The sequence below is a fragment of the Streptomyces longisporus genome (genome assembly GCF_039532765.1).
Classification (GTDB): Bacteria; Actinomycetota; Actinomycetes; order Streptomycetales; family Streptomycetaceae; genus Streptomyces; species Streptomyces longisporus.
On record NZ_BAAASG010000009.1, the window covers coordinates 30,719 to 55,463 of the forward strand.

General features: G+C 70.7%; 26 protein-coding genes. 13 read left to right on the forward strand and 13 right to left on the reverse strand.

Features of this window, described 5'->3' with window-relative positions:
• Positions 1-275 precede the first annotated feature (275 nt).
• Entirely contained in the window at positions 276-1,400 is a 1,125-nt protein-coding gene (gene recA / locus ABD355_RS19160; protein ID WP_344401687.1) for a recombinase RecA, read from the forward strand.
• 3 nt (positions 1,401-1,403) lie between these two features.
• On the forward strand, positions 1,404-2,294 hold the full coding sequence (gene recX / locus ABD355_RS19165; RefSeq protein WP_344401688.1) for a recombination regulator RecX: 891 nt from the start codon (positions 1,404-1,406) through the stop codon (positions 2,292-2,294).
• A 182-nt stretch (positions 2,295-2,476) separates the two neighbouring features.
• On the opposite strand, the gene ABD355_RS19170 is transcribed toward recX, so the two are convergent.
• From ABD355_RS19170 to ABD355_RS19200, 8 genes are all read right to left on the reverse strand, one after another.
• The gene (locus tag ABD355_RS19170; RefSeq protein WP_344401689.1) at positions 2,477-2,878 is read right to left on the reverse strand and encodes a rhodanese-like domain-containing protein; all 402 of its coding nucleotides are present in this window, start codon (positions 2,876-2,878) and stop codon (positions 2,477-2,479) included.
• Positions 2,875-3,414: a cupin domain-containing protein gene (locus ABD355_RS19175; RefSeq protein WP_344401690.1), complete on the reverse strand. Its 540-nt coding sequence runs from the start codon at positions 3,412-3,414 to the stop codon at positions 2,875-2,877. The genes ABD355_RS19170 and ABD355_RS19175 overlap by 4 nt, the downstream gene beginning before the upstream one ends.
• A gap of 76 nt (positions 3,415-3,490) precedes the next feature.
• Complete coding sequence (locus ABD355_RS44725; RefSeq protein WP_309506048.1) at positions 3,491-3,538, reverse strand: hypothetical protein; 48 nt, start codon at positions 3,536-3,538, stop codon at positions 3,491-3,493.
• Positions 3,539-3,656: 118 nt separating this feature from the next.
• A complete protein-coding gene (locus tag ABD355_RS19180) occupies positions 3,657-5,258 on the reverse strand; it encodes an FAD-dependent monooxygenase (protein WP_344401691.1) in 1,602 nt (533 codons plus the stop codon).
• 175 nt (positions 5,259-5,433) lie between these two features.
• The gene (locus ABD355_RS19185; protein ID WP_344401692.1) at positions 5,434-6,348 is read right to left on the reverse strand and encodes an amino acid ABC transporter permease; all 915 of its coding nucleotides are present in this window, start codon (positions 6,346-6,348) and stop codon (positions 5,434-5,436) included.
• Positions 6,345-7,010, reverse strand: a complete 666-nt coding sequence (locus ABD355_RS19190; protein WP_344401693.1) for an amino acid ABC transporter permease — start codon at positions 7,008-7,010, stop codon at positions 6,345-6,347. Before ABD355_RS19190 ends, ABD355_RS19185 begins: the two co-directional genes overlap by 4 nt.
• Positions 7,011-7,125: 115 nt before the next feature.
• A complete protein-coding gene (locus ABD355_RS19195) occupies positions 7,126-7,965 on the reverse strand; it encodes a glutamate ABC transporter substrate-binding protein (protein ID WP_344401694.1) in 840 nt (279 codons plus the stop codon).
• 85 nt (positions 7,966-8,050) lie between these two features.
• Positions 8,051-8,827, reverse strand: a complete 777-nt coding sequence (locus tag ABD355_RS19200) for an amino acid ABC transporter ATP-binding protein (RefSeq protein WP_030947272.1) — start codon at positions 8,825-8,827, stop codon at positions 8,051-8,053.
• A gap of 288 nt (positions 8,828-9,115) precedes the next feature.
• Here ABD355_RS19200 and ABD355_RS19205 point away from each other — a divergent pair, with 288 nt between their 5' ends.
• Together ABD355_RS19205 and ABD355_RS19210 are read left to right on the forward strand one after the other, a co-directional pair.
• Positions 9,116-9,802 (forward strand): response regulator transcription factor, encoded by a 687-nt coding sequence (locus ABD355_RS19205; protein WP_344401695.1) that lies wholly within the window; start codon positions 9,116-9,118, stop codon positions 9,800-9,802.
• 9 nt (positions 9,803-9,811) lie between these two features.
• Positions 9,812-11,215 (forward strand): sensor histidine kinase, encoded by a 1,404-nt coding sequence (locus ABD355_RS19210; protein WP_344401696.1) that lies wholly within the window; start codon positions 9,812-9,814, stop codon positions 11,213-11,215.
• Positions 11,216-11,223: 8 nt separating this feature from the next.
• On the opposite strand, the gene ABD355_RS19215 is transcribed toward ABD355_RS19210, so the two are convergent.
• A complete protein-coding gene (locus ABD355_RS19215) occupies positions 11,224-12,225 on the reverse strand; it encodes a TAXI family TRAP transporter solute-binding subunit (protein WP_344401697.1) in 1,002 nt (333 codons plus the stop codon).
• A 111-nt stretch (positions 12,226-12,336) separates the two neighbouring features.
• Between ABD355_RS19215 and ABD355_RS19220 the strand changes: the two genes are divergently transcribed.
• Positions 12,337-12,741, forward strand: a complete 405-nt coding sequence (locus ABD355_RS19220; protein WP_344401698.1) for a pyrophosphohydrolase domain-containing protein — start codon at positions 12,337-12,339, stop codon at positions 12,739-12,741.
• A gap of 230 nt (positions 12,742-12,971) precedes the next feature.
• Here the strand turns inward: ABD355_RS19220 and ABD355_RS19225 are convergent, their stop codons facing one another.
• Positions 12,972-14,192 carry a cation:proton antiporter gene (locus tag ABD355_RS19225; RefSeq protein ID WP_344401699.1) on the reverse strand — a complete coding sequence of 407 codons (1,221 nt, stop codon included), beginning with the start codon at positions 14,190-14,192 and terminating at the stop codon, positions 12,972-12,974.
• Between the two features lie 4 nt (positions 14,193-14,196).
• A complete protein-coding gene (locus ABD355_RS19230) occupies positions 14,197-14,682 on the reverse strand; it encodes a cation:proton antiporter regulatory subunit (RefSeq protein ID WP_344401700.1) in 486 nt (161 codons plus the stop codon).
• Positions 14,683-14,864: 182 nt separating this feature from the next.
• Here ABD355_RS19230 and ABD355_RS19235 point away from each other — a divergent pair, with 182 nt between their 5' ends.
• The 4 genes from ABD355_RS19235 (at position 14,865) to ABD355_RS19250 (ending at position 18,861) form a co-directional block, all read left to right on the forward strand.
• Complete coding sequence (locus ABD355_RS19235) at positions 14,865-15,812, forward strand: sensor histidine kinase (protein WP_344401701.1); 948 nt, start codon at positions 14,865-14,867, stop codon at positions 15,810-15,812.
• On the forward strand, positions 15,812-16,465 hold the full coding sequence (locus ABD355_RS19240) for a response regulator (RefSeq protein ID WP_344401702.1): 654 nt from the start codon (positions 15,812-15,814) through the stop codon (positions 16,463-16,465). Before ABD355_RS19235 ends, ABD355_RS19240 begins: the two co-directional genes overlap by 1 nt.
• Before the next feature lie 58 nt (positions 16,466-16,523).
• Positions 16,524-18,041 (forward strand): tRNA (N6-isopentenyl adenosine(37)-C2)-methylthiotransferase MiaB, encoded by a 1,518-nt coding sequence (miaB, locus tag ABD355_RS19245; protein ID WP_344401703.1) that lies wholly within the window; start codon positions 16,524-16,526, stop codon positions 18,039-18,041.
• An 82-nt stretch (positions 18,042-18,123) separates the two neighbouring features.
• Positions 18,124-18,861, forward strand: a complete 738-nt coding sequence (locus tag ABD355_RS19250; protein ID WP_344402053.1) for a class III extradiol dioxygenase subunit B-like domain-containing protein — start codon at positions 18,124-18,126, stop codon at positions 18,859-18,861.
• A gap of 71 nt (positions 18,862-18,932) precedes the next feature.
• Here ABD355_RS19250 and ABD355_RS19255 read toward each other — a convergent pair whose 3' ends face one another.
• Both ABD355_RS19255 and ABD355_RS19260 read right to left on the reverse strand, forming a co-directional pair.
• Positions 18,933-19,202, reverse strand: coding sequence for an antitoxin (locus ABD355_RS19255; protein WP_344401704.1), 270 nt, complete (start codon positions 19,200-19,202; stop codon positions 18,933-18,935).
• A gap of 63 nt (positions 19,203-19,265) precedes the next feature.
• A complete protein-coding gene (locus ABD355_RS19260) occupies positions 19,266-19,535 on the reverse strand; it encodes a hypothetical protein (RefSeq protein WP_344401705.1) in 270 nt (89 codons plus the stop codon).
• A gap of 182 nt (positions 19,536-19,717) precedes the next feature.
• Between ABD355_RS19260 and miaA the strand changes: the two genes are divergently transcribed.
• From miaA to ABD355_RS19280, 4 genes are all read left to right on the forward strand, one after another.
• Positions 19,718-20,656, forward strand: coding sequence for a tRNA (adenosine(37)-N6)-dimethylallyltransferase MiaA (miaA, locus tag ABD355_RS19265; RefSeq protein WP_344401706.1), 939 nt, complete (start codon positions 19,718-19,720; stop codon positions 20,654-20,656).
• Positions 20,657-20,764: 108 nt separating this feature from the next.
• Positions 20,765-21,268, forward strand: coding sequence for a hypothetical protein (locus tag ABD355_RS19270; RefSeq protein WP_344402054.1), 504 nt, complete (start codon positions 20,765-20,767; stop codon positions 21,266-21,268).
• 106 nt (positions 21,269-21,374) lie between these two features.
• Positions 21,375-22,265, forward strand: coding sequence for a diaminopimelate epimerase (gene dapF / locus ABD355_RS19275; protein ID WP_344401707.1), 891 nt, complete (start codon positions 21,375-21,377; stop codon positions 22,263-22,265).
• A 298-nt stretch (positions 22,266-22,563) separates the two neighbouring features.
• The gene (locus ABD355_RS19280) at positions 22,564-24,699 is read left to right on the forward strand and encodes a RelA/SpoT family protein (protein WP_344401708.1); all 2,136 of its coding nucleotides are present in this window, start codon (positions 22,564-22,566) and stop codon (positions 24,697-24,699) included.
• The last annotated feature ends 46 nt before the right edge of the window (positions 24,700-24,745 follow it).

Genomic DNA, 24,745 nt, shown 5'->3' on the forward strand with positions numbered 1-24,745 from the left:
GCAGCCACGAACAGCGGCCGTACGGCTCGCAGTCCGGCCCGTTGTCGGACCGCGGACGTAGGGTCGGAGGTGTCGCATGGTGCGCTTGACACAAAAATCGAACATCCATTCTTATGGAGGCTCCGGCTAGGCGCTCGACGGGTAATTCGCCGTGGTTTTGACGGAGATGTACCCGAGTTATCCACAGGCCGGACGGGCGTCGGGGCGCATTGTCAGTGGCAGGCGTTAGCGTCTTTGACGTGAAGCGATCGACTCAAGCAAACCGGGTGGAACCCATGGCAGGAACCGACCGCGAGAAGGCGCTCGACGCCGCGCTCGCACAGATTGAACGGCAGTTCGGCAAGGGCGCCGTGATGCGCCTCGGCGAGCGGCCGAACGAGCCCATCGAGGTCATCCCCACCGGGTCGACCGCACTCGACGTCGCCCTCGGCGTCGGCGGCCTGCCGCGTGGCCGTGTCGTGGAGGTGTACGGCCCGGAGTCCTCCGGTAAGACGACCCTGACCCTGCACGCGGTGGCGAACGCGCAGAAGGCCGGCGGCCAGGTCGCCTTCGTGGACGCGGAGCACGCCCTCGACCCCGAGTACGCGAAGAAGCTCGGCGTCGACATCGACAACCTGATCCTCTCCCAGCCGGACAACGGCGAGCAGGCCCTGGAGATCGTGGACATGCTGGTCCGCTCCGGCGCCCTCGACCTCATCGTGATCGACTCCGTCGCCGCGCTCGTCCCGCGCGCGGAGATCGAGGGCGAGATGGGCGACAGCCACGTCGGTCTCCAGGCCCGTCTGATGAGCCAGGCCCTGCGGAAGATCACCAGCGCGCTCAACCAGTCCAAGACCACCGCGATCTTCATCAACCAGCTCCGCGAGAAGATCGGCGTGATGTTCGGCTCCCCGGAGACCACGACCGGTGGCCGGGCACTGAAGTTCTACGCCTCGGTGCGCATCGACATCCGCCGCATCGAGACCCTGAAGGACGGCACTGAGGCGGTCGGCAACCGCACCCGCTGCAAGGTCGTCAAGAACAAGGTCGCCCCGCCCTTCAAGCAGGCCGAGTTCGACATCCTCTACGGCCAGGGCATCAGCCGCGAGGGCGGCCTGATCGACATGGGCGTGGAGCACGGCTTCGTCCGCAAGGCCGGCGCCTGGTACACGTACGAGGGCGATCAGCTCGGCCAGGGCAAGGAGAACGCACGCAACTTCCTCAGGGACAACCCCGACCTGGCCAACGAGATCGAGAAGAAGATCAAGGAGAAGCTGGGCGTCGGTGTGCGTCCGGAGGAGCCCACCGCTGAGCCGGGCGCGGACGCCGCCGTCTCCGCCACCGCGGACGACACCGCGAAGGCGGTGCCTGCTCCTGCGGCCAAGGCAGCCAAGACCAAGGCTCCGGCTGCCAAGAGCTGACGCATGACACGGCGAACGGACTGGGCCGAGTACGCCTACCCGGACCCTCCGCGAGGCCGGGACGGGCGAGGTGACGCGGCTCTTGCCGGGCCGGACGGCGATGCGTACGGGGCCGATGCGGGGCACGGCGCGCAGGGGGGACACCACCGCGCGAGGTCACGCGGCACGACGGCCTACGGCACCGGGGGGTCGTACGGCGACGAGCAGGGCGGCAGCGAGTGGCCGGACGACGGGGGACCGGACGGTTTCGGCTCGTCCGGTGGCGGCTCGCGCCGTGGCGGCCGGGCCCGTGGGGCGGGCGGCCCCCGCGGGCGGCAGCGGCGCCGCGGCGAGCCGTCCGATGAGGACGGGGGCTCCGCCTCCTCGTCGAGGGCCGAGCAGGAAGAGTCCTCAGGGGACCCGGTGGAGCGGGCACGGGCGATCTGTCTGCGCCTGCTCACCGGGACCCCGCGCACGCGCAAGCAGCTCGCCGACGCCCTGCGCAAGCGGGAGATTCCGGACGAGGCCGCCGAGGAGGTGCTGTCACGGTTCGAGGAAGTCGGGTTGATCAACGACAGCGCGTTCGCGGACGCCTGGGTGGAGTCCCGGCACCACGGCCGGGGACTCGCCCGGCGGGCACTGGCCCAGGAGCTGCGGACCAAGGGCGTCGACTCCACGCTGATCGACGCGGCCGTCTCCCAGCTCGACTCGGAGCAGGAAGAGGCGACCGCCCGCGAACTCGTCGCCCGCAAGCTGCGCTCCACACGCGGCCTCGACCGCGACAAGCGCCTGCGCCGCCTCGCGGGCATGCTCGCCCGCAAGGGCTACTCCGAGGGCATGGCGCTGCGGGTGGTGCGGCAGGCGCTGGAGGAGGAGGGGGAGGACACGGAGTTCCTGGGGGACGAGGGGTTCTGACGGGGCAGGCGGCATAGAGATGCGGCCGCCGGAATGCGTGCCGCGCTCAGTACGGCGTGACCGCCGAACCCGGCGGCGCGGTGCCTCCTTACCTGCGCTGTCGTCGTCCGCCTCGAACCCCCTCAAAACCATGTCGGACGGCTGTCGAGAACTGGCGTCGGCGACGGCCGATCGCGAACCGCCTATGACGTCACCGGCAGCCCCGCCGCCTTCCACGCCTGGAATCCACCGACCAGATCCGTGGCCCGTCCCAGCCCCAAACCGTGCAGGGAGGCCGCCGCGAGGCTCGACGCATAGCCCTCGTTGCAGATCACCACGATCCGCAGCTCGTGACTCGTGGCCTCGGGCACGCGGTGGCTGCCCTGCGGGTCGAGGCGCCACTCCAGCTCGTTGCGCTCGACGACGAGGGCGCCCGGGATCAGGCCGTCCCGCTCGCGCAGGGCGGCGTATCGGATGTCGACCAGGAGTGCGTCGCCGGCGCGAGCGGCGTCGTACGCCTCCTTCGGCTCGATCCGCTCGTAGCCCCCGCGCACCCGCTCCAGCAACTCGTCGATGCCGACGGGCTGTGCGCCCGCGCCGCTCACTGCCAGTCCTCCGGGCGCTCGACCTGCTCCAGGCGCAGGACCTGGCCCACGCGGCTGTAGCGGCGGATCTGCGGCAGCGGCGGGTAGTAGGCGTGGACGGAGACCGCGTGCCGGTCGGTGGACTCGTTGAGCACCTCGTGCACATGGTGGCGGCCGAAGGCACGGCCCTTCCCGGCCGGCAGTTGCCGCTCCCGGTCCACGCCGTCGGTGAGTTCCAGGGTCTTCCAGCCGTCGGCGGGCAGCCGGGCGGCGAGCGAGTTCTCCTTGAGCTCACCGGACGCCGTCACGAAGGCGCCGACGGACTCGGCGTGGTCGTGCCAGCCGGTCCCCGTGCCGGGCGGCCAGCCGATCAGCCAGGCCTCGCTGCCGCCGGGCCCCTCAAGGCGCACCCAGGTGCGGCCCTCGGGATCGAGTGGGAGGGAGGCGATCAGCTCGGCGTCCGCGGCCGTACGCCGTACGAAGTCGAGGAGGTCCGCCTGTGTCGGAGCCTGGGCGGCAGCGGCGGCAGAGGGTGGGGCAGAAGGGGAGACAGACACGTGGCACCGTCCTGAAGAAGCGTTCGCGGGGCGCGCGGCAGCACTGGAAGGCGCGCGCCGGAAAGGGGATGCGAATTCAGCAGGACGGACGACACACGCAGCCCGCATAGCGGACGAGGTCCATATGGACCCTCCGCCACAGGCGCACATAGGTGTCGGTCACGTACCGGAGTACACCATTGACGGTCCAGAGCGGTCAACTCACCGTCACTATGTGGACCACAGGGTGACGGTGAGTAGGGTCACTTCGAGGGTGAGCCGGCCGTCGCCTCCGCCTTCGCCGGCCCTCCCAGCGTCGCCTCCGCCGCCGAGTAGAGCTCGGCCGGGCGTACTCCGCCCAGTGCCGTGACCAGGTGGCCGTCCGGCCGTACCAGCAGTACGGTGTGGGCCGCCGCGCCGGGGTAGCTCTCCGCGACCAGCAGTTCGGCGGGGTGCGGCAGCGCGGCCACCGCCGCCGCCAGCCGTGGCATGATCCCCGCGGTCATCCAGTGCTTGCGGTCCCACACCGCCGTGCCCGGCGCGATCAGCACCACCAGCAGGGCTCCGCGCCCGAGCCGGTCCCTCAGCTGTACGAAAGTGCCGTCCTCCGCGGTGACCCGCACATCGGTGACCGGCTCGCCGGGCGCCGTGGCCACGGGGACCTCGGCTTCGAGGTTCCGGGGAGCGAGCGGGGAGGCGGCGTACGCCCCCACCGCGCCGAGTGCTCCGCGCCCCAGGTGGCCGTCCGTGAGCAGTGCGTCGTGGCCGCGGGCCGAGCCGGGCACATAGGCGCGCAGCCCTCCGCCGCCGCGCAGCAGCGGCAGGGCCTGGTCGGCGGCGCGCAGCCGACCTGCGACGACTCCGCGTCGCTCCGCCTGGTAGCTGTCGAGCAGCGCCTCGTGCGGCCCGTGGTGCCAGGCGAGCGCCAGCTTCCAGGCCAGGTTGTCGGCGTCCCTGAGTCCCTCGTCGAGTCCCTGCGCGCCCAGCGCGCCGAGCAGGTGCGCCGCGTCCCCGGCGAGGAAGACCCGGCGGACCCGCCAGCGGCGGGCCAGACGGTGGTGGACCGTGTGGACTCCGGTGTCGAGGAGCTCGTACGGCGGTGTCGGGCCCCCGGTCCAGCCGGCCAGGGTCTCCCGGATGCGGGCCAGCAGCAGTTCGGGCGTGACCAGGTCCTTGCCCGGCGGCAGCAGCCAGTCCAGGCGCCACACGCCGTCCGGGAGGGGGCGGGCGGTCACCTCCCCGGCCGAGGGCCCGGACGTACGCCACGGCGGCATCCGGTGGAGCAACGCTTCGTCCACCCACGGAAGTTCCGTGCGCAGCGCGGCCACGGCGTGTCGCTCCACCGCGGTACGGCCCGGGAAGCGGATGTCCTGGAGTTTGCGCACGGTGGAGCGCGGGCCGTCGCAGCCGACCAGGTAACTGCCGCGCCACCAGGTGCCCCTGGGGCCGCGGGTGTGGGCGGTGACCCCGGAGGCCTCCTGCTCGACGGTGTCGAGGCGGCTGTCCACGGCGAGCTCGACGAGCGGCTCGGTGGCCAGGGCGGCGCGCAGGGCGCCGGTCAGGACGTGCTGGGCGATGTGCAGCGGGGCGGGTTCGTCGCCGCCGAACGTGACCTCGCGCATCACCTGCTTGCGCCGCATCGACCGCCATCCGGCCCAGCGGGCTCCCTCCTGCGCGAGCGGCTGTCCGCTCAGCCGCTCCATCAGGGCGGCGGTGTCCTCGCGCAGGACAACGGTCCGCGCGGGGCGCGGTTCCTCCTTGCCGGGGCCCTCGTCCAGCACGACGCAGGGCACGTCCTGACGGGCCAACGCCAGGGCGAGCGTGAGCCCGACGGGCCCCGCGCCGACGATGATCACCGGGTCCACGACGCGGCGCCCCCTGCTCGTGGCGGCGTCCTGACGGACGTATGTGAACAGGAAGTTGGAGCAGGGTGCACGATCACAGAACGTATGCAACCCATTGGCGGGGTTTGCGTCAAGCGACGGAGGCAGTGGCGATCATGCCACTGCCTCCGGGCGGGTCAGACGAGGTGACCGATCATCAGATGCCGGTGCCCGCGCCGGCGCCGGTCCCGAAGGTCCCGCCCACCGCCGCCGGGTTGAGCTCCTCCATGTCTTCGGCACCGAGCACCGCGCCCGTGCCCTTCTTGCTGCGCCGCAGCCTGCCCTCCAACCAGCTCGCGAAGCTGGTGAGGAGGAAGTTGACCACGATGAAGATGACCGCCACGCCGACGAAGCTCTGGATGACGTCGGCGTAGTTGGCCGCGAAGGTGCTGCGTGCGCTGAGCAGTTCCGCGTAGCCGATCATGACGCCGCCCAGCGCGGTGTCCTTCACGATGACCACCAGCTGGCTGACGATGGCCGGCAGCATGGCCGTCACCGCCTGCGGGAGCAGGATGCTGGTCATCGTCTGGCCCTTGCGCAGGCCGATCGCGTAGGCGGCCTCCGTCTGGCCTTTGGGGAGCGCCAGAATGCCGGCGCGGACGATCTCGGCGAGGACCGAGGCGTTGTAGAGCACCAGGCCGGTGACGACTGCGTACAGGGGCCGGTCGTCTGTGGTGACGTTCGTGTAGCGGGAGTAGAACTCGTTCGCGAACAGCATCAGCAGGAGCACCGGGATCGAGCGGAAGAACTCGACCACTACTGCGGCCGGCACCCGCACCCACCGGTGGTCGGACATACGGGAGATGCCGAAGAAGGCACCCAGCGGGAGGGCGATGATCATGGAGAGTGCCGCGGCCTTCAGGGTGTTGCCGAGACCGGGCAGCAGATACGTGGTCCACGCTTCGGACGTGGTGAACGGCTTCCACAGGACCCACTTCAGCTGGCCCTTGTCGTCCATCGTCCGCCAGACCCACCACACCAGGAGGGCGAGCAGGGCGACGAAGACCACCGACAGGAGGACGTTGCGCCTCTTGGCCCGGGGGCCCGGGGCGTCGTAGAGGACCGAGGTCATCGCTTCACCGCCAGTCGCTTGCCCAGCCAGCCGAGGATGAGGCCGGTGGGAAGGGTCAGAACCACGAACCCGAAGGCGAAGACCGCGCCGATGAGCAGCGTCTGAGCCTCGTTCTCGATCATCGTCTTCATCAGAGCGGCGGCCTCGGCCACGCCGATCGCGGCCGCCACGGTGGTGTTCTTGGTCAGCGCGATCAGCACGTTGGCCAGCGGCCCGATGACCGCACGGAACGCCTGCGGCAGCACGATGAGCCGCAGGGTCTGGCCGAAGCTCAGCCCGATGGCGCGGGCTGCCTCGGCCTGCCCCAGCGGCACCGTGTTGATACCGGAGCGCAGCGCCTCGCAGACGAAGGCCGAGGTGTAGGCGATGAAACCGAGCACCGCCAGCCTGAAGCCCTGGATCTTGAAGTCGGAAGCGCCCAGCGTCACACCGAAGATGTCGGCGAGGCCGAGCGAGTTGAAGACGATGATGACCGTCAGAGGGATGTTCCGGACGATGTTGACGTAGGCGGTGCCGAACCCGCGCATGAGCGGGACCGGGCTGACTCGCATTCCGGCCAGCAGGGTGCCCCAGACCAGGGAGCCGACGGCGGAGAGGACGGTGAGTTTCACCGTCATCCAGAACGCCCCCAGGACGTCATAACCATGAAGAAAATCGAACACGATCTCCCGCGCTTCCGGGTGTGTGGCGTACGAGAAGGGCGTGGCGCGCCGCCGCCGTGATCGCGGTGGGCGGCGGCGCGCCGGTGGAACCCTGCGTGGGCTGCGGTTCCCTGGGTTACTTGACGATGACGCCGATCTTCGGGGCGGGCTCGTACTTGTAGTTGGCCGGGCCGAAGTTCTTCTCGACGTCCTTCTTCCAGGTGCCGTCGCTGACCATGGCCTTCAGGGCGTCGTTGATCTTGTTGACGGTCGCGGTGTCCCCCTTCTTCACACCGATGCCGTAGTTCTCGTTGCTGAGCTTGAGCCCGAGGAGCTTGAACTGGCCCTTGTACTGGGACTGCGAGGCGTAGCCCGCGAGGATCGAGTCGTCGGTGGTCAGCGCGTCCACGGCCCCGCTCTGCAGGCTGGCGACGCACTCCGAGTAGCCGCTGTTCTCCTTGAGGTTGACCTTGGGGGCGATCTTCACGATCTTCTGCGCCGAGGTGGAGCCGGTCACGGAGCACAGCTTCTGGCCGTTGAGGTCCGTGCCCTTGGCGATCTTCGAGTCCTTCTTGACCAGAAGGTCCTGGTGGGCCAAGAAGTACGGGCCGGCGAAGTCGACCTTCTGCTTGCGCTCGTCGGTGATCGAGTACGAGGCAACGATGAACTTGACGTCACCGCGCGAGAGGGCGTTCTCGCGGTCGGCGCTCTTGGTCTCGACGAACTCGATCTGGCTGGGCTTGTAGCCGAGCTTCCCGGCCACGTAGGTCGCCACGTCCACGTCGAAGCCGGAGAAGGTGCCGTTCGGCTGCTTCAGGCCGAGGCCCGGCTGGTCGTACTTGATGCCGATCTTGATCTTGCCGCCGCCGCCGCCGCTGGAGGAGGAGCTGTTGCTGTTGTTCGACCCGCACGCCGTAGCCGCCACAGCGAGGGCGAGCACGGCGGCCGAAGCGGCGGTGACCTTGCGGAGCTTCATGGTGAACATCCTTTGGCTGGTGAAGAGAAGAGAGGAGCGCCGGCGGAGAAGAGGAGAGCCGGCGAGGGCCGGACGGGGCGAACCGTCAGTGGTGAAGGATCTTCGACAGGAAGTCCTTGGCGCGGTCGCTGCGCGGATTGCTGAAGAACTGGTCGGGCGCAGCCTCCTCGACGATCCGGCCGTCCGCCATGAAGACCACCCGGTTTGCAGCCGATCGTGCGAAGCCCATCTCATGGGTGACGACGATCATGGTCATGCCGTCGCGGGCGAGCTGCTGCATGACCTCGAGGACCTCGTTGATCATCTCCGGGTCGAGGGCCGACGTCGGCTCGTCGAAGAGCATGACCTTCGGGTCCATGGCCAGCGCCCGTGCGATGGCGACGCGCTGCTGCTGGCCGCCGGAGAGCTGAGCGGGGTACTTGTCCGCCTGGGTGGCCACGCCCACCCGGTCGAGCAGGGCCCGGGCCTTCTCCTCGGCCTTCTTCTTGTCGGCCTTGCGGACCTTGATCTGGCCCAGCATCACGTTCTCGAGCACGGTCTTGTGCGCGAAGAGGTTGAAGGACTGGAAGACCATCCCCACGTCGGCGCGCAGCCGGGCCAGCTCCTTGCCCTCCTGGGGCAGCGCCTTGCCGTCGATCGTGATCGAGCCGGAGTCGACGGTTTCCAGGCGGTTGATGGTGCGGCACAGGGTGGACTTACCGGACCCGGAGGGCCCGATGACCACGACGACCTCGCCGCGGGCGATCGTCAGGTCGATGTCCTGGAGTACGTGCAACGCGCCGAAGTGCTTGTTGACGCTCTTCAGGACGACCAGTTCGCCGGTCGCGGCCACATCTTCCTTGGCCACCGATACTTCGGTCATCGCTATCGGGCTCCGTCCTCCTCGGTTTCGGAGGACAGTAGTAACCCCGTTCCACCAGCGTCATTACATCTGAGGGGAATCTGAGCATCACGATCCGATAGCAATCGGACACATGTCGTAGCAGTTGCGAGAGGGCCGGTATCGGCCGGGTAACTAAAGCGGTCCGCGACCGGAACCCACTTGACGGCGTACTCGTCCATCAGCGTGACTGCCTTGGTGCACGCGCGCGTGTGCCAGGCGTTTTGTACCCATCCTGTTCGTACGGCCGATGAACCGAAGGAGGCCCGGATGAGACTGCTCCTCGTCGAGGACGACAACCATGTCGCCGCCGCACTTTCTGCGGTTCTGGCGCGGCACGGTTTCGACGTCACGCACGCGCGCAGCGGCGAGGAAGCTCTCCAGGCACTCGTTCCGGAGGGCGACGGCTTCGGCGTCGTCCTGCTCGACCTGGGCCTGCCTGACCAGGACGGCTACGAGGTCTGCGGCAAGATCCGCAAGCGCACCAGCACCCCGGTGATCATGGTCACCGCGCGCTCCGACGTCCGCTCCCGCATCCACGGCCTCAACCTCGGCGCCGACGACTACGTGGTGAAGCCGTACGACACCGGGGAACTGCTCGCCCGTATCCACGCGGTCAGCCGGCGCAGCGTCCACGAGGACGCCGGGGTGGGCGGCGACCACCAGCTGCGCCTCGGGTCCATGCTCATCGAACTGCCCACCCGTCAGGTCAGCGTGGACGGTTCGGTTGTCCAACTGACCCGCAAGGAGTTCGATCTCCTCGCCCTCCTCGCGCAGCGCCCCGGGGTCGTCTTCCGCCGGGAGCAGATCATCAGCGAGGTGTGGCGCACCAGCTGGGAGGGGACCGGGCGCACCCTGGAGGTGCACGTCGCGTCCCTGCGCGCCAAGCTGCGCATGCCGGCCCTGATCGAGACCGTACGCGGCGTCGGTTACCGGCTTGTCGCCCCGTCCTCGTAGCGTGCACGGGTGCGTACTCGTCTTCTTCCGCTGCTGATCGTCCTGATGGCCGCCGTGCTGCTCGCGCTCGGCATCCCGCTCGCCGTGAGCGTGGCCTCCGCCCAGCAGCAGAAGGTCGTCGTCGACCGGATCGACGACACGGCGCGCTTCGCGTCCCTCGCCCAGTTCGTCACCGACGCGTGCAGTTCCACGCGCACGTCCACGGACGAGCGGCTGGCGACGCTGCGCAGTGAACTCGCCAGCTACTACGGCGTCTACGGCATCCGGGCCGGGGTGTTCTGCCGTACCGACATCCCCATGGCGCAGGCCCCGCCGTCCTTCTTCCTGCCCGACCAGGGCGAGGTGCGCGACGCCTTCGCCGAGGCCCTGCTCAGCCGCCGCAGCCACGACCCCAAGCAGGTGTGGCCCTGGCAGCGCAACCGTCTGGTCGTCGCCTCACCGGTCATCCGGGACGGCGATGTCGTGGCGGTCGTGGTCACCGACTCGCCCACCGGGGCGCTGCGTTCGCGGATCCTGCACGGCTGGCTGGTCATCGGTGTGGGTGAGATCGCCGCGATGCTGCTGGCCGTCGGCGCCGCGCTGAGGCTGACCGGCTGGGTGCTCAGGCCGGTACGGGTGCTGGACGCCACCACTCACGCGATCGCGAGCGGCCGTCTGAAGACCCGGGTGGCGGCTGCCGGCGGTCCTCCGGAACTCCGGCGCCTGGCCCACTCGTTCAACGAGATGGCGGACAACGTCGAGGACGTGCTGGAGCAGCAGCGCGCCTTCGTCGCCGACGCCTCGCACCAGCTGCGCAACCCCCTTGCGGCGCTGCTGCTGCGCATCGAACTGCTCGCTCTCGAACTGCCGGAGGACAACGAGGAGATCGCATCGGTCCGCACCGAGGGCAAGCGCCTCGCGGAGGTCCTCGACGACCTGCTCGACCTGGCCCTGGCCGAGCACACCGAGGCCGACCTGCGCATCACCGACATCGGTGCGCTGACCGCCGAGCGCGTCGCGGCCTGGACGCCGACCGCGGAGGCCAAGGGCGTTCGGCTGGTGGGGAACTGCCCGCCGACCACTGCCTGGGCCGACCCGGTCACGCTCTCCAGCGCGCTGGACGCGGTGATCGACAACGCGGTCAAGTTCACGCCGCAGGACGAGTGCGTCGAGGTCACGGTCGCGGCCGACGGCGACACCTCGACCGTCGTGGTCACCGACAACGGCCCCGGCCTGACCGATGAGGAACTCGCCCGCGTCGGCGACCGTTTCTGGCGCAGCAGCCGCCACCAGAACATCAAGGGCTCGGGTCTCGGCCTGTCCATCTCGCGCACGCTGCTCGCCGCGGGCGGCGGCTCGATCTCGTACGGCCGTCACGAGCCGCACGGGCTCACGGTGACGGTGTCCGTGCCGAGGAACAGCCCTGCGGTCTGACGGCGGTACTACGGCTTGACGGAGCGGTAGTAGCGGCGGGCGCCCTCGTGCAGGGCCAGCGGGTCGGTGTAGATCGCGGTGCGCAGGTCGACGAGCTGCGCGGAGTGGACCTGCGTGCCGATGCCGTCACGGCTCCTGATCACGGTGCGGGTCATCCACTCGGTGAGCCGGGGGTCCATGTCCTTGCGTGTCATCAGCAGGTTGGACACGGCGAGCGTCGGCACGGCGACCCCGTTCTGGATGCTGGGGTAGGCCGACTCCGGCATGTTGGTGGCGCGGTAGTAGCGGGTGGCACGGTCCTGGTTGTGCAGCTTGGCTACGAGCTTGGGCCCGATCGGCACGAACCGGAACGTGAAGGTGTCGGCGAGCTTCTGCAGCCCCTCCGTGGGCAGCCCACCGGACCAGAAGAACGCATCGATCTTGCCCTGCTTCAGCCCGTCCGGACCGGTGTCGATGCCGTCGTCGAACGGCGTGATGTCCTTCGTCGCATCGATGCCGGCCGCCTTGAGCACCCGGTCGGCGATCAGCCGCACACCCGAGCTGGGCGGTCCTATGGCCACCCGCTTGCCCCTGAGGTCCGCGACGGATGTGATGCGTGAGTCGCGCGGGACGACGAGCTGCACGTAGTCGTCGTAGAGGCGGGCGACACCACGCAGCTGGTCGGCGCCGGGGTTGTGGGCCGCGAGCTTGTACGTCTCGACCGCGTCGGCCGCGGCAATGGTGAAGTCGGCCTTGCCGGTGGCCACCCGCCTGACGTTCTCCTGGGAGCCGTCGCTGGTCAGCAGCTTCACCTTCAGGTCCGGCATGTCCTTGTCGAGGGCGGTACGCAGGAGCTTGCCGTACTGCTGGTACACCCCGGCCGGCGTTCCGGTGCTGATCGTGATCGTTCCGCTCGGAGGGGCCTCGCCCAGGGGCAGCAGCCACCACAGCAGCAACCCGAGGGCGACGAAGCCGGCAGCCGCGCCCTGCAGGGCCCGGCGTCTGCCGATCCGGGGGAACATCTTGGACATGCCAGGGATCCTGCCAGCCGGAACGCGGTGCTGACCAGGGCTGCTGATCGGGGCAGGGTCACAACGGGATCACGACCGGGTGTTGTCAGTGGCGGTCGATACAGTCGCCGTATGAGCTCATCGCCCGCCGACCTGGTTCGCCAATTCCACCTCGCCGTCGGGCTCGACGCCCGCAGTACGCCCACCGAGGTCGCGCCCTCGCTGGCCGCCCACCGCGGAGAACTGCTCGCGGAGGAGGCCGCGGAGGTCGCCGAGGTCTCGGTCAAGGGCCCGCTCGACAAGCTCGCCCACGAACTGGCCGACGTCGTCTACGTGGCCTACGGCACCGCCCTCGTGCACGGCATCGACCTGGACGCGGTGATCGCCGAGATCCACCGCTCGAACATGACCAAGCTGGGCCCCGACGGCCGGGTCACCCGCCGCGCCGACGGCAAGGTCCTCAAGGGCGACCACTACGAGGCCCCGGACGTGTCGGCGGTACTACGCCGACAGGGGTGGACGCCCGACGGCATATGAGGCCTTGCGGCAGTCCCGCCGAGCCCTGTCCCGCCGTCCGTCTGATGGGCGAGCGATGGTGCATCAGCGTCGAGGTGGGGCGGCCGAGGGGCTTGTCCACCGTCCACCCGTTGGGGGCTGCCCCCAGCGGCTTCCGACGTCCGTGCTGCGCGCATCGGTCCGTCAACGGGCCCTTGGCCGTCCACCGCCCGATCGACACGTGACGGCCGACTCCTGCGCCGGCCCTGCACTCAGGGTCGGCGTTCACCCACCGACACGCTCGCCCCCACCGGCTCCGAGGAATCCGTGCGGGCGTTCCGGCGCTCGTTCAGGCGCCGGGCCAGTGGTTCCGTGTAGCGGGCGGTGAGGGGGCCGAGGACGACCAGGATGAGGACGTACGCCGTGGCCAGCGGGCCCAGGGACGGCTCGATGCCGGCGCTCACCGCCAGCCCGGCGATGACGATCGAGAACTCGCCGCGCGCCACCAGGGCGCCGCCCGCACGCCAGCGGCCCTTGACGGAGATCCCGGCCCGGCGCGCCGCCCAGTAGCCGGTGGCGATCTTCGTCGCCGCGGTGAGCAGCGCCAGCGCGAGGGCGGGCAGCAGGACGGGCGGGATGCTCGCCGGGTCGGTGTGCAGCCCGAAGAACACGAAGAACACCGCGGCGAACAGATCGCGCAACGGGCTGAGCAGGGTGTGGGCGCCTTCCGCGACCTCCCCGGACAGCGCGATGCCCACCAGGAAGGCACCGACGGCCGCCGACACCTGGAGCTGCTGCGCGACGCCCGCGACCAGGATCGTCAGTCCCAGCACGACCAGCAACAGCTTCTCCGGGTCGTCACTGGAGACGAACCGCGAGATGACGCGCCCGTAGCGCACGGCCACGAACAGGACCAGCCCCGCGGCCCCCAGCGCGACCGCCAGCGTCACGCTCCCGGCCAGCAGCCCGGCGCCGGCCACCAGCGCGGTCACGATGGGCAGGTACACCGCCATCGCCAGGTCCTCCAGCACGAGCACGCTGAGGATCACCGGCGTCTCGCGGTTTCCCACCCGGCCCAGATCACCGAGCACCTTCGCGATCACCCCGGACGACGAGATCCAGGTGACTCCGGCCAGCACCACGGCGGCCACCGGGCCCCAGCCGAGCAGCAGTGCCGCGACCGCGCCCGGCACGGCGTTGAGCGCACAGTCGACCAGGCCCGACGGGTAGTGCGCCTTCAGGTTGGTGACCAGGTCACCGGCCGTGTACTCCAGGCCCAGCATCAACAGCAGCAGGATGACGCCGATCTCGGCGCCGATGGCGACGAACTCCTCGCTCGCCCCCAGCGGCAGCAGCCCACCCTCGCCGAAGGCCAGGCCGGCCAGCAGGTACAGCGGAATGGGGGAGAGCTGAAAGCGGGCGGCGGCCCGGCCGAGCAGCCCGAGGCCGAGCAGAATGGAACCGAACTCGATCAACAACACCGCGGAGTGCACCGGTTCACTCCCGCCCGAGTATCGCCGCGGCGGCGTCGACGCCCTCGCGCGTGCCGACGACGATCACGATGTCACCGCCCGCCAGCCGGAAGTCCGGCGCCGGCGACGGAATCGCCTCGGCCCGGCGCAGCACCGCCACCACCGACGCGCCCGTCTCGGTCCGCATCCGGGTGTCGCCCAGCACCCGCCCGTTCCAGCGCGAGGCCGCGGCCAGCTCGATCCGCTCGGCGACCAGCCCCAGGTCGGAGGCGTAGAGCAGGCTCGCGCTGTGATGGGACGGCTTCAGCGCGTCGATCAGCGCGCCCGCCTCGGAGCCGGACAGCCGCAGCGACTGGGCACAGGAGTCGGGGTCGTCGGCCCGGTACACATTCACCGTGCGCGCGCCGTCGCGGTGTGCCACCACCGACAGATGGCGTTGGTCGCGGGTCACCAGGTCGTACTGGACCCCGATGCCCGGCAGCGGCGTCGCCCTCAGTCGTGGCGCAGACACGTTTCTCCCTTTGTCCCGGCGGCATGGTCGTGGTCTGCCGGTGATCAACCCCGGCCGCTTCGCATGCTGCCATCCGCCCGTACGGTGGCGACATGGGTGACGTCACGGATATACGCGGCCGGGGGCGGACGGCGAGGCTGGCCGGAGCCACATCGGGAGCGCCTGCGGAACCAGGGAGGACCGTGTCACTGTTCTGGCGGATCTTCTCCCTCAACGCCATGGGCCTGGTCGCGGCCGCCGCCCTGCTGCTGGGCCCGGTCACCGTGTCGACCCCCGTCCTGCCGGCCGAGGCGCTGGTCGTCCTCGTGGGCCTGACCGCACTGCTGGCAGGCAATGCGATCGTGCTGCGTCTCGGGCTCGCTCCGCTGCGGCGGCTCGGCAGGGCCATGGCCACCGCGGACCTGCTGCGCCCCGGCCCCCGAGCGGTCGTCGCCGGTCCGGCGGAGGCGGCCGAGCTGATCACGACGTACAACACGATGCTCGACCGGCTGGAGAGCGAACGCGCGGCCGGAGCGGCCCGTGCCCTGTCCGCGCAGGAGCGCGAGCGGCAGCGCATCGCCCGCGAGCTCCACGACGAGGTGGGCCAGACCCTGACCGCCGTCCTCCTCCAGCTCAAGCGCGTCGCCGATCGCGCCCCCGAAGAACTGCGCGGGGAGGTGGGCCAGGCGCAGGAGGCGACCAGGGCGGGCCTGGACGAGATCCGCCGTATCGCCCGTCGGCTGCGCCCCGGCGTCCTGGAGGAACTCGGCCTGGTCAGCACCCTGCGCTCACTCGCCGCCGAATTCACCACCCACGGGTTGACGGTGCGCCACCACATCACCGGCGATCTGCCCCCGTTGACCCAGGAGTCGGAGCTGGTGATCTACCGCGTTGCCCAGGAAGGGCTCACCAACACGGCCCGGCACGCCGGCGCCGACCGCGCCGAGGTCCGCCTCCGGCCGGTTGCGGACGGCGTCGAACTCCTCGTACGCGACAACGGCAAGGGCCTCGGTACGGCTCAGGAGGGCGCCGGAATCCGCGGCATGCGCGAACGCGCGCTGCTCGTAGCAGCCGACCTTTGGCTCGGACCCGGTCCCGAGGAGGGCACCGATGTGCGCCTGCGGGTCCCCGTCACCGCCGGAGGCCGCTGATGGCATCCCCCGCGCGCGTGCTGCTCGCCGACGACCATGCACTCGTACGCCAGGGTGTGCGCCTCATCCTGGACGGCGAGCCCGATCTGACCGTGGTCGCCGAGGCCGGGGACGGGGCGCAGGCGGTCGAGCTGGCACGCGCGCGTGACGTCGATCTGGCCGTCCTGGATGTAGCCATGCCCCGGATGACGGGCCTCCAGGCGGCCCGTGAACTCTCCCGCCGCCTGCCCGGCCTGCGCATCCTCATGCTCACCATGTACGACAACGAGGAGTACTTCTTCGAGGCCCTCAAGGCCGGAGCCAGCGGCTACGTCCTCAAGTCCGCCGCCGACCGCGACCTGGTCGGGGCCTGCCGGGCGGCGGTGCGCGACGAGCCGTTCGTGTACCCGGGCGCGGAGCGGGCCCTCGTGCGCTCCTACCTGGACCGCCTGCGCCGGGGCGACGACCTGCCCGCGCGCCCGGTCACCGAGCGCGAGGAGGAGATCCTCAAACTGGTCGCCGAGGGCCACACCTCGAAGGAGATCGGCGAACTGCTCTTCATCAGCACGAAGACGGTCGAGCGTCACCGCGCGAACCTGCTGCACAAGCTGGGCATGCGCGACCGTCTGGAACTCACCCGCTACGCGATCCGCGCGGGCCTCATCGAGCCCTGAGCCCCCGGTTGTCCACAGGGCGGCGGGAGGCACTTCCGGCACCGCCTACCCTTGTCACATGAGCAGCATCGACCGGAGCCAGGCAGTGGGCGTGAAGACCTACGAAGTGCGCACCTACGGGTGCCAGATGAACGTCCACGATTCCGAGCGATTGTCCGGGCTGCTCGAAGAGGCCGGGTACGTGCGCGCGCCCGAGGGCTCCGACGGTGACGCCGACGTCGTCGTCTTCAACACCTGCGCCGTCCGGGAGAACGCCGACAACCGGCTGTACGGCAACCTCGGCCGCCTCGCGCCGAAGAAGGCCTCGCGGCCCGGAATGCAGATCGCGGTCGGCGGCTGTCTCGCGCAGAAGGACCAGGACACCATCGTGAAGAAGGCGCCCTGGGTGGACGTCGTCTTCGGCACGCACAACATCGGCAAGCTGCCCGTCCTGCTGGAGCGCGCCCGGGTGCAGGAGGAGGCCCAGGTCGAGATCGCCGAGTCCCTGGAGGCGTTCCCCTCCACCCTGCCGACGCGCCGCGAGAGCGCGTACGCGGCGTGGGTGTCGATCTCCGTCGGCTGCAACAACACCTGTACCTTCTGCATCGTCCCGGCCCTGCGCGGCAAGGAGAAGGACCGCCGCACCGGCGACATCCTCGCCGAGATCGAGGCCCTGGTCGCCGAGGGCGTCTGCGAGATCACCCTGCTCGGCCAGAACGTCAACGCGTACGGCTCCGACATCGGCGACCGCGAGGCCTTCAGCAAGCTGCTGCGCGCCTGCGGAAGGATCGAGGGCCTGGAGCGCGTCCGCTTCACCTCCCCGCACCCTCGCGACTTCACCGACGACGTGATCGCGGCGATGGCCGAGACCCCCAATGTGATGCCGCAGCTGCACATGCCGCTGCAGTCCGGCTCGGACACGGTGCTGAAGGCGATGCGCCGCTCCTACCGGCAGGACCGCTACCTCGGGATCATCGAGAAGGTACGGGCCGCCATCCCGCACGCCGCGATCACCACCGACATCATCGTGGGCTTCCCCGGCGAGACGGAGGAGGACTTCGAGCAGACCCTGCACGTCGTCCGTGAGGCGCGGTTCGCGCAGGCCTTCACCTTCCAGTACTCCAAGCGCCCCGGGACCCCGGCCGCGACCATGGAGAACCAGATCCCGAAGGAGGTCGTGCAGGCGCGTTACGAACGTCTCGTCGCCCTCCAGGAGGAGATCTCCTGGGAGGAGAACAAGAAGCAGGTCGGCCGCACTTTGGAGCTGATGGTCGCCGAGGGCGAGGGCCGCAAGGACGGCGCCACCCACCGCCTCTCCGGCCGCGCCCCGGACAATCGCCTGGTCCACTTCACCAAGCCGGAGCAGGAAGTGCGCCCCGGCGACGTGGTCACGGTCGAGATAACGTACGCCGCCCCGCACCACCTGCTCGCCGAGGGAGCCGTCCTCGACGTGCGCCGCACGCGCGCGGGCGACGCCTGGGAGAAGCGCAACGCGGCAGAGGCGGCGAAGCCGGCGGGTGTCCTGCTGGGCCTGCCGAAGATCGGTGTGCCCGAGCCGCTGCCGGTGGCGACGGGGAGCGGCTGCGGCTGCGACTGACCGCTCCGCTCGGCGCGGTGCCCGCCGCCGGGCGGCGGGGTTACCCTGCCCAAGCATGATCGGCGGGGTTACCCTGCCGATCATGCTTGTCGTCGCCGCAGTCTGCCCCTGTCCGCCGCTGCTCGTGCCCGAGGTCGCCGCGGGTGCCGCCGCCGAGATGGACGTCGCGCGGGCCGCGTGCACGGACGCGGTCGGTGTGCTCGCGGCCGCCCGTCCCGACCGGCTCGTCGTGGTCGGTCCCGCGGAGCAGAGCGGCCGAGGCACGTATCTGGAGGGCACGCGGGGCTCCTTCCGCGGCTTCGGCGTCGACGTGGACGTACGGCTCGGCAGGACCGGGCATGCCGAGGCCGAAGTCGCGGCCCCGGCGGCCTCGCAGCGGTCGCTTCCGCCCTCGCTGGCGGTGGCCGCGTGGCTGCTGCAGCGCACCGGCTGGTCCGACGCCCCGATCGAGGGACTCGGTGTGGGGGAACCTCTGGCGGCCGAGCGGTGCATTCAAGTCGGAAGGGACATCGCCGCCGGGCCCGAGCGGGTGGCGCTGCTGGTCATGGGTGACGCCAGCGCTTGCCGCACGCTCAAGGCCCCCGGTTACCTCGACGAGCGCGCGGCGCCCTTTGACGCGGAGGTCGCGCGTGCGCTGGGGGCGGCGGACGTGGCGGCCCTCAAGGCGCTGGACACCGAGTTGGCGTCCGAGCTGAAGGCATCGGGCCGGGCTCCCTGGCAGGTTCTCGCCGGCGCGGCCGAGGGCACGGACCTCGCGGGCGCGCTGCTGTACGAGGATGCGCCATACGGCGTGGGGTACGTGGTCGCCACCTGGTCGTAGAGGCGCGGGGCGTACGGCGGACGGCCGGGAGCCCCAGGGCCCCGCGGCCGTCCGTCGGTGTGCCGTGCCGTTCAGGAAGCAGGCGGTGTGGACCCGGGCGGTGCGGTCGTGCCACCGCCTGCCCCCGTGTCGTCCTTGTGCGCGAGCCGGTCCATGGCGCCCTTGGCCTTGCCCGTCCCGGTGTGGATCTTGTCGCTGTACTTGCCCTTGGTCTTCTCGTCGACGACCTTGGCGGCCTTGTCGAGACCGTGCGTGATCTTGTCCCCGTGCTGCTGCGCGAGGCCGGAGACCTTGTCCTTGGCCGGGTTGAGCTTGGCCTTCAGGTTGTTCAGGAGACCCATGGTCCACCTTTCCGTCGTTCCCGGGCTCGGCACGCCCCTCCGGCTCACTCGGGCCAGGGGCGCTTACGTGCGGGCGTCCTCGCCGGCATCCCTGTCGGCCGCTTCCTCGGCGGACTGCTGCTTGGGGATCTCGACGGCCTCACCGGAGGCGGACTCGGCGGCCTCCGTCGCCTCCGGTTCGCCCTCGGTCGGCTCCTCGGCCTCGGCCGACACCTTCGCCTCTGCCGCCTCCTCCGGCGCGGGCTCGGCCGTCGGTGTGTCGGCCTGAGCCTCGGCGGTTGACGCCTCCTCGGTAGCCTTCGACCTCCGCAGAAGTCGTGCGAAAACGCCCATATCCACTCCATACGTTACTTGTGCGGGTGAAATCCCGCGTCGTCCGGTGCGCCCGTTTGCGCCGCCCGGGTCGCCGCCCCCCGAAACCGGCGGCGAGAGCCTCGCAACGGGCAACGACCCGGCACCCGTGCCGTCACGTAACTCGTTCGAGGAGTGCCCTCGGGGTTTGCGAGACTGGTGCGGTGAGCAGCGCACCCCCCGCCCCCCGAGTCATCGCCGTCGTCGGACCGACCGCGGCCGGAAAGTCCGATCTGGGCGTTTTCCTCGCCCGGCAGCTCGGAGGCGAGGTCGTCAACGCCGACTCCATGCAGCTCTACCGCGGGATGGACATCGGCACCGCCAAACTGACGCCGGAGGAGCGCGGTGGCATCACGCACCATCTCCTCGACATCTGGGACGTGACGGTCACGGCGTCGGTCGCCGAGTACCAGAAGCTCGCCCGCGCCAAGATCGACGGCCTGCTCGCCGAAGGCCGCTGGCCGATCCTGGTCGGCGGCTCCGGCCTGTACGTCCGCGGGGCCGTCGACAACCTGGAGTTCCCCGGCACCGACCCCGAGGTCAGGGCCCGGCTGGAGGAGGAGCTCGCGCTGCGCGGCTCCGGCGCGCTGCACGCCCGACTGGCCGCCGCGGACCCGGAGGCGGCGCAGGCGATCCTGCCCAGCAACGGCCGCCGTATCGTCCGGGCCCTCGAAGTGATCGAGATCACCGGTCAGCCCTTCACCGCCAATCTGCCCGGCCATGACTCGGTCTACGACACCGTCCAGATCGGCGTCGACGTGGCCCGCCCCGAACTCGACGAGCGCATCACCCGCCGGGTCGACCGGATGTGGGAGGCCGGGCTCGTGGACGAGGTGCGTGCGCTGGAGGCGCAGGGTCTGCGTGAGGGGCGTACGGCTGCTCGCGCGCTCGGCTATCAGCAGGTGCTCGCGGCGCTGGCCGGGGAGTGCACCGAGGAGGAGGCGCGCGCCGAGACCGTGCGCGCCACCAAGCGCTTCGCGCGCCGGCAGGATTCCTGGTTCCGGCGCGACCCCCGTGTGCACTGGCTGAGCGGGGCTGCGGCGGATCTCACAGAACTTCCGCAGCGCGCACTGGCGTTGGTCGAACGACCGGTTACAGCCTGATCACGTCATGGCATCGGGACGCTCCGGCCGCCGTTCCGGCCTCCGGCGCCGTGCCATCATCGAGCTTCGATCGACCAAGTGGAGTCCTAGTTGGGAGGGCGCGTGGCGATGGAGGCCGGCCCTCGCGACACTGCACAAGGCACCGAGCCCCTCACCGTCGAGAGCGGTGAGTCGGAGCAGGACGAGAACAGTCTGAGCCCCGACGGGCCCGACGACACGCAGGGCGGAGTGACGGCCGACGGCCCCGAACCGGACGAGATGTTCGCCGGTGGTCCCGAGGTCGAGGTCGAACTGCGCCCGCAGCGCCGCCTGCGCATCTGGCAGCTCGCCCCCATCGTCGCCCTCGCCGCGGTCGGCTCCCTGATGTTCGCCTTCCCGCTCGCCTTCGACTTCGGCGACAGCGGCGCCGTCATCGCCATGCTGGGGCTGCTGATCTGCTCCTGCGCGGCCGGCTGGGGCATGATGGCCGCCCGCCGGGTGGGTTACACGGGCCCCGGGCTCCCCCCGAGGGGCTCCGGCCGCAGACCGGACTGGCGGGTGGTCCTGGCGTACGTGGTCGTCGTGGCGGCCGTGGTCGTGCTGGCGGTGTGGCGCGTAGCCAGGCTGCGCTGAGGTTTTCAGGGGCGCGGGGCTGTGTCGACATGCGGCTCCGCCGCGTGGGCGTGACCAGCCCCGACCGGCCCGCAGTCGAACAACGACAGTCACATACCATCAAGGTATGACCCGCATCGCCTTCCTCAAGGGCCACGGCACGGAGAACGACTTCGTGATCGTGCCGGACCCCGAGAACTCCATCGACCTGCCCCCGAGCGCCGTCGCCGCCCTGTGCGACCGCCGCGCGGGCATCGGCGGTGACGGCCTGCTGCACGTGGTGCGCTCCGCCGCGCACCCCGAGGCGCAGCACATGGCGGCCGAGGCCGAGTGGTTCATGGACTACCGCAACGGCGACGGCTCGATCGCGGAGATGTGCGGCAACGGCGTGCGGGTGTTCGCGCACTACCTCCAGCGCGCCGGGCACGTCGCCGAGGGCGACCTCGCCGTGGCCACACGCGGGGGCGTGAAGAGCGTGCACATCGCCAAGACCGCCTCCGACAGCGGCTCCGCCGCGGGCGACATCACCGTCGGCATGGGCAGGGCGCGCCTCCCCGAAGGGGACGTCACGGTGACCGTCGGCGAGCGCAGCTGGCCCGCGCGGAACGTGAACATGGGCAACCCCCATGCGGTCGCGTTCGTCGACGACCTCGCGCACGCCGGAGACCTGTACGAGCCGCCGCCGTTCAGCCCGGCCTCCGCCTACCCGGACGGGGTGAACGTGGAGTTCGTGGTCGACCGCGGCCCCCGGCACGTCGCACTGCGCGTGTACGAGCGCGGTGCCGGCGAGACCCGCTCGTGCGGCACGGGCGCGTGCGCCGTCGCCGTGGCCGCCGCCCGCCGGGACGGCACCGACCCGGCGGTCACCGGGAGCCCGGTGACGTACACCGTCGACGTGCCCGGCGGGACCCTGGTCATCACCGAACAGCCCGACGGCGAGATCGAGATGACCGGCCCCGCAGTGATCGTCGCCGAGGGCGAGATCGACCCCGAGTGGCTGGAAACATTCGTTCGCTGAACGGGATGGCGGCTTGGGATCCGAGGCCTGTGTGCCAGGTGGTGCACGGGAGTTGCTCAGGGGCGGCGACCGCGCGTCCGAAATCGCAGGCGGTCCCCTGTCGCGTGGCGCGAAACCGTAAACCTCCAGACCGTCGCTCGAATGGGTGATCCGTTTCACGCTCGGCGAGAGGCGGTCAGCCGCACGTGATGGGCTCGGTAGCATCAAGCACCGGCCCGGACGGGGGACCGTTGCCATCCCCTGAGCCGTGTCCGCCATGGGGCACCCCGTCCGCCGGTCCACGCAGCCGGAGGTGCCCATGAGTGCGGAGGCGACGAATCCCGCGACCCCAGGTCCGGTAACAGGCCCGGCGGCGCGCTGGCGGGCGCGGATCGACCTGCGCCGCCTCGGCCGTGCCGCCCTGCTCGGCCCCGCCACCCGTGACCGGCTGCCCAGCGCCATCAGCCATGTCGTCGACGCCCACCGCGCCCACTACCCGAGCGCCGACCTCGAACCCCTGCGCCGCGCCTACGTGCTCGCCGAGTCCTCGCATCGCGGCCAGATGCGCAAGAGCGGCGAGCCGTACATCACGCATCCGCTCGCGGTGACGCTGATTCTCGCCGAACTCGGCGCGGAGACCACGACCTTGACGGCCTCTCTGCTCCACGACACCGTCGAGGACACGGACGTGACCCTGGATCAGGTCGGCGAGGAGTTCGGATCGGAGGTCCGCTATCTCGTCGACGGCGTCACAAAACTGGAGAAGGTCGACTACGGCGCCGCCGCCGAACCCGAGACCTTCCGCAAGATGCTCGTCGCCACCGGCAGCGACGTCCGCGTGATGTCGATCAAACTCGCCGACCGGCTGCACAACATGCGCACCCTCGGCGTCATGCGCCCCGAGAAACAGGCGCGCATCGCCAAGGTCACCCGCGACGTCCTCATCCCGCTCGCCGAGCGGCTCGGCGTCCAGGCGCTGAAGACCGAGCTGGAGGACCTGGTCTTCGCGATTCTCCACCCCGAGGAGTACGAGCACACACGGGAGTTGATCGTCGACAACGCCTCCCGCGCCGACGACCCGCTCGCCGAGATCGCCGACGAGGTACGAGGCGTGCTGCGCGAGGCCGACATCCCGGCCGAAGTCGTCATCCGGCCACGGCACTTCGTCTCCGTCCACCGCGTCGCCCGCAAGCGCGGGCAGCTGCGCGGCTGCGACTTCGGCCGCCTGCTGGTGCTGGTGAACGAGGACGCGGACTGTTACGGCGTCCTCGGCGAACTGCACACCTGTATGACGCCCGTGGTCTCGGAGTTCAAGGACTTCATCGCCGTCCCCAAGTTCAACCTGTACCAGTCCCTGCACACCGCGGTCGCCCGCGCGGACGGCCAGGTCGCCGAAGTCCTCATCCGCACCCACCAGATGCACAAGGTCGCCGAGGCCGGTGTCGTCGCGCTCGGCAATCCCTATGCCCCGCCTGCGGAGGAGAACACCCCGGCCGACGGCGAGCGCGTCGACCCCACCCGCCCGGGCTGGCTCTCCCGCCTCCTGGACTGGCAGGAGGCCGCGCCCGACCCGGACACGTTCTGGTCCACCCTCCGCGAGGACCTCGCCCAGGACCGTGAGATCACCGTCTTCCGACCCGACGGCGGCACGCTCGGACTGCCCGAGGGCGCCACCTGTGTGGACGCCGCGTACGCCCAGTACGGCGAGGACGCGCACGCGTGCATCGGCGCCCGCGTCAACGGCCGCCTGGCGACGCTGAGCACCGTCCTGCGGGACGGCGACACGGTCCAGCTCCTCATGGGCCAGGACCCGGCCTCCGAGCCCTCCAGGGAGTGGCTGGAGCACGCCCACACGCCTGCCGCCCGTATCGCCATCCAGCGGTGGCTCGCGGCCCACCCGACGCACGAGGAGGCGCAGGAGGCAGCACCGGAGAGGGCACAGCAGACCGACGAGGAGCCCTCGGTCGCCCTCCGGCCCGCGGCGGAGGGACTGAGCTCACGTCCCACCACCGCCGACATCACGGTCGACCAGCCCGGCGCGACCGTACGCCTCGCCGGCTGCTGCACACCCGTACCGCCCGATGAAGTCACCGGCTTCGCCGTGCGGGGCGGTGTGGTCACCGTCCACCGTGTCGAGTGCGCCGCCGTGGAACGCATGAAGAGCGGGGGGCGCGCCGAGGTCGACGTGCGCTGGGGGGACACCACCGAGTGCCGGGTCACGCTGCTCGCCGAATCGTTCGTCCGCCCCCATCTGCTGGCGGACCTGACGGAGGCCATGGCCCTCGAAGGCGCCGAGATCGTGTCCGCGACGGTCGAACCTCCCACCCAGCAGCGCGTCCGCCACACGTACACCCTCCAGCTTCCGGACGCGGCCCACCTGCCCGCCCTGATGCGGGCGATGCGCAATGTGCCGGGGGTCTACGACGTGAGCCGGGCGCAGACGCCGGGCGGGTGAGCGCCGGGCCGCGCGCCCCACGGCGCCAGAGCCGCACACCCGCACC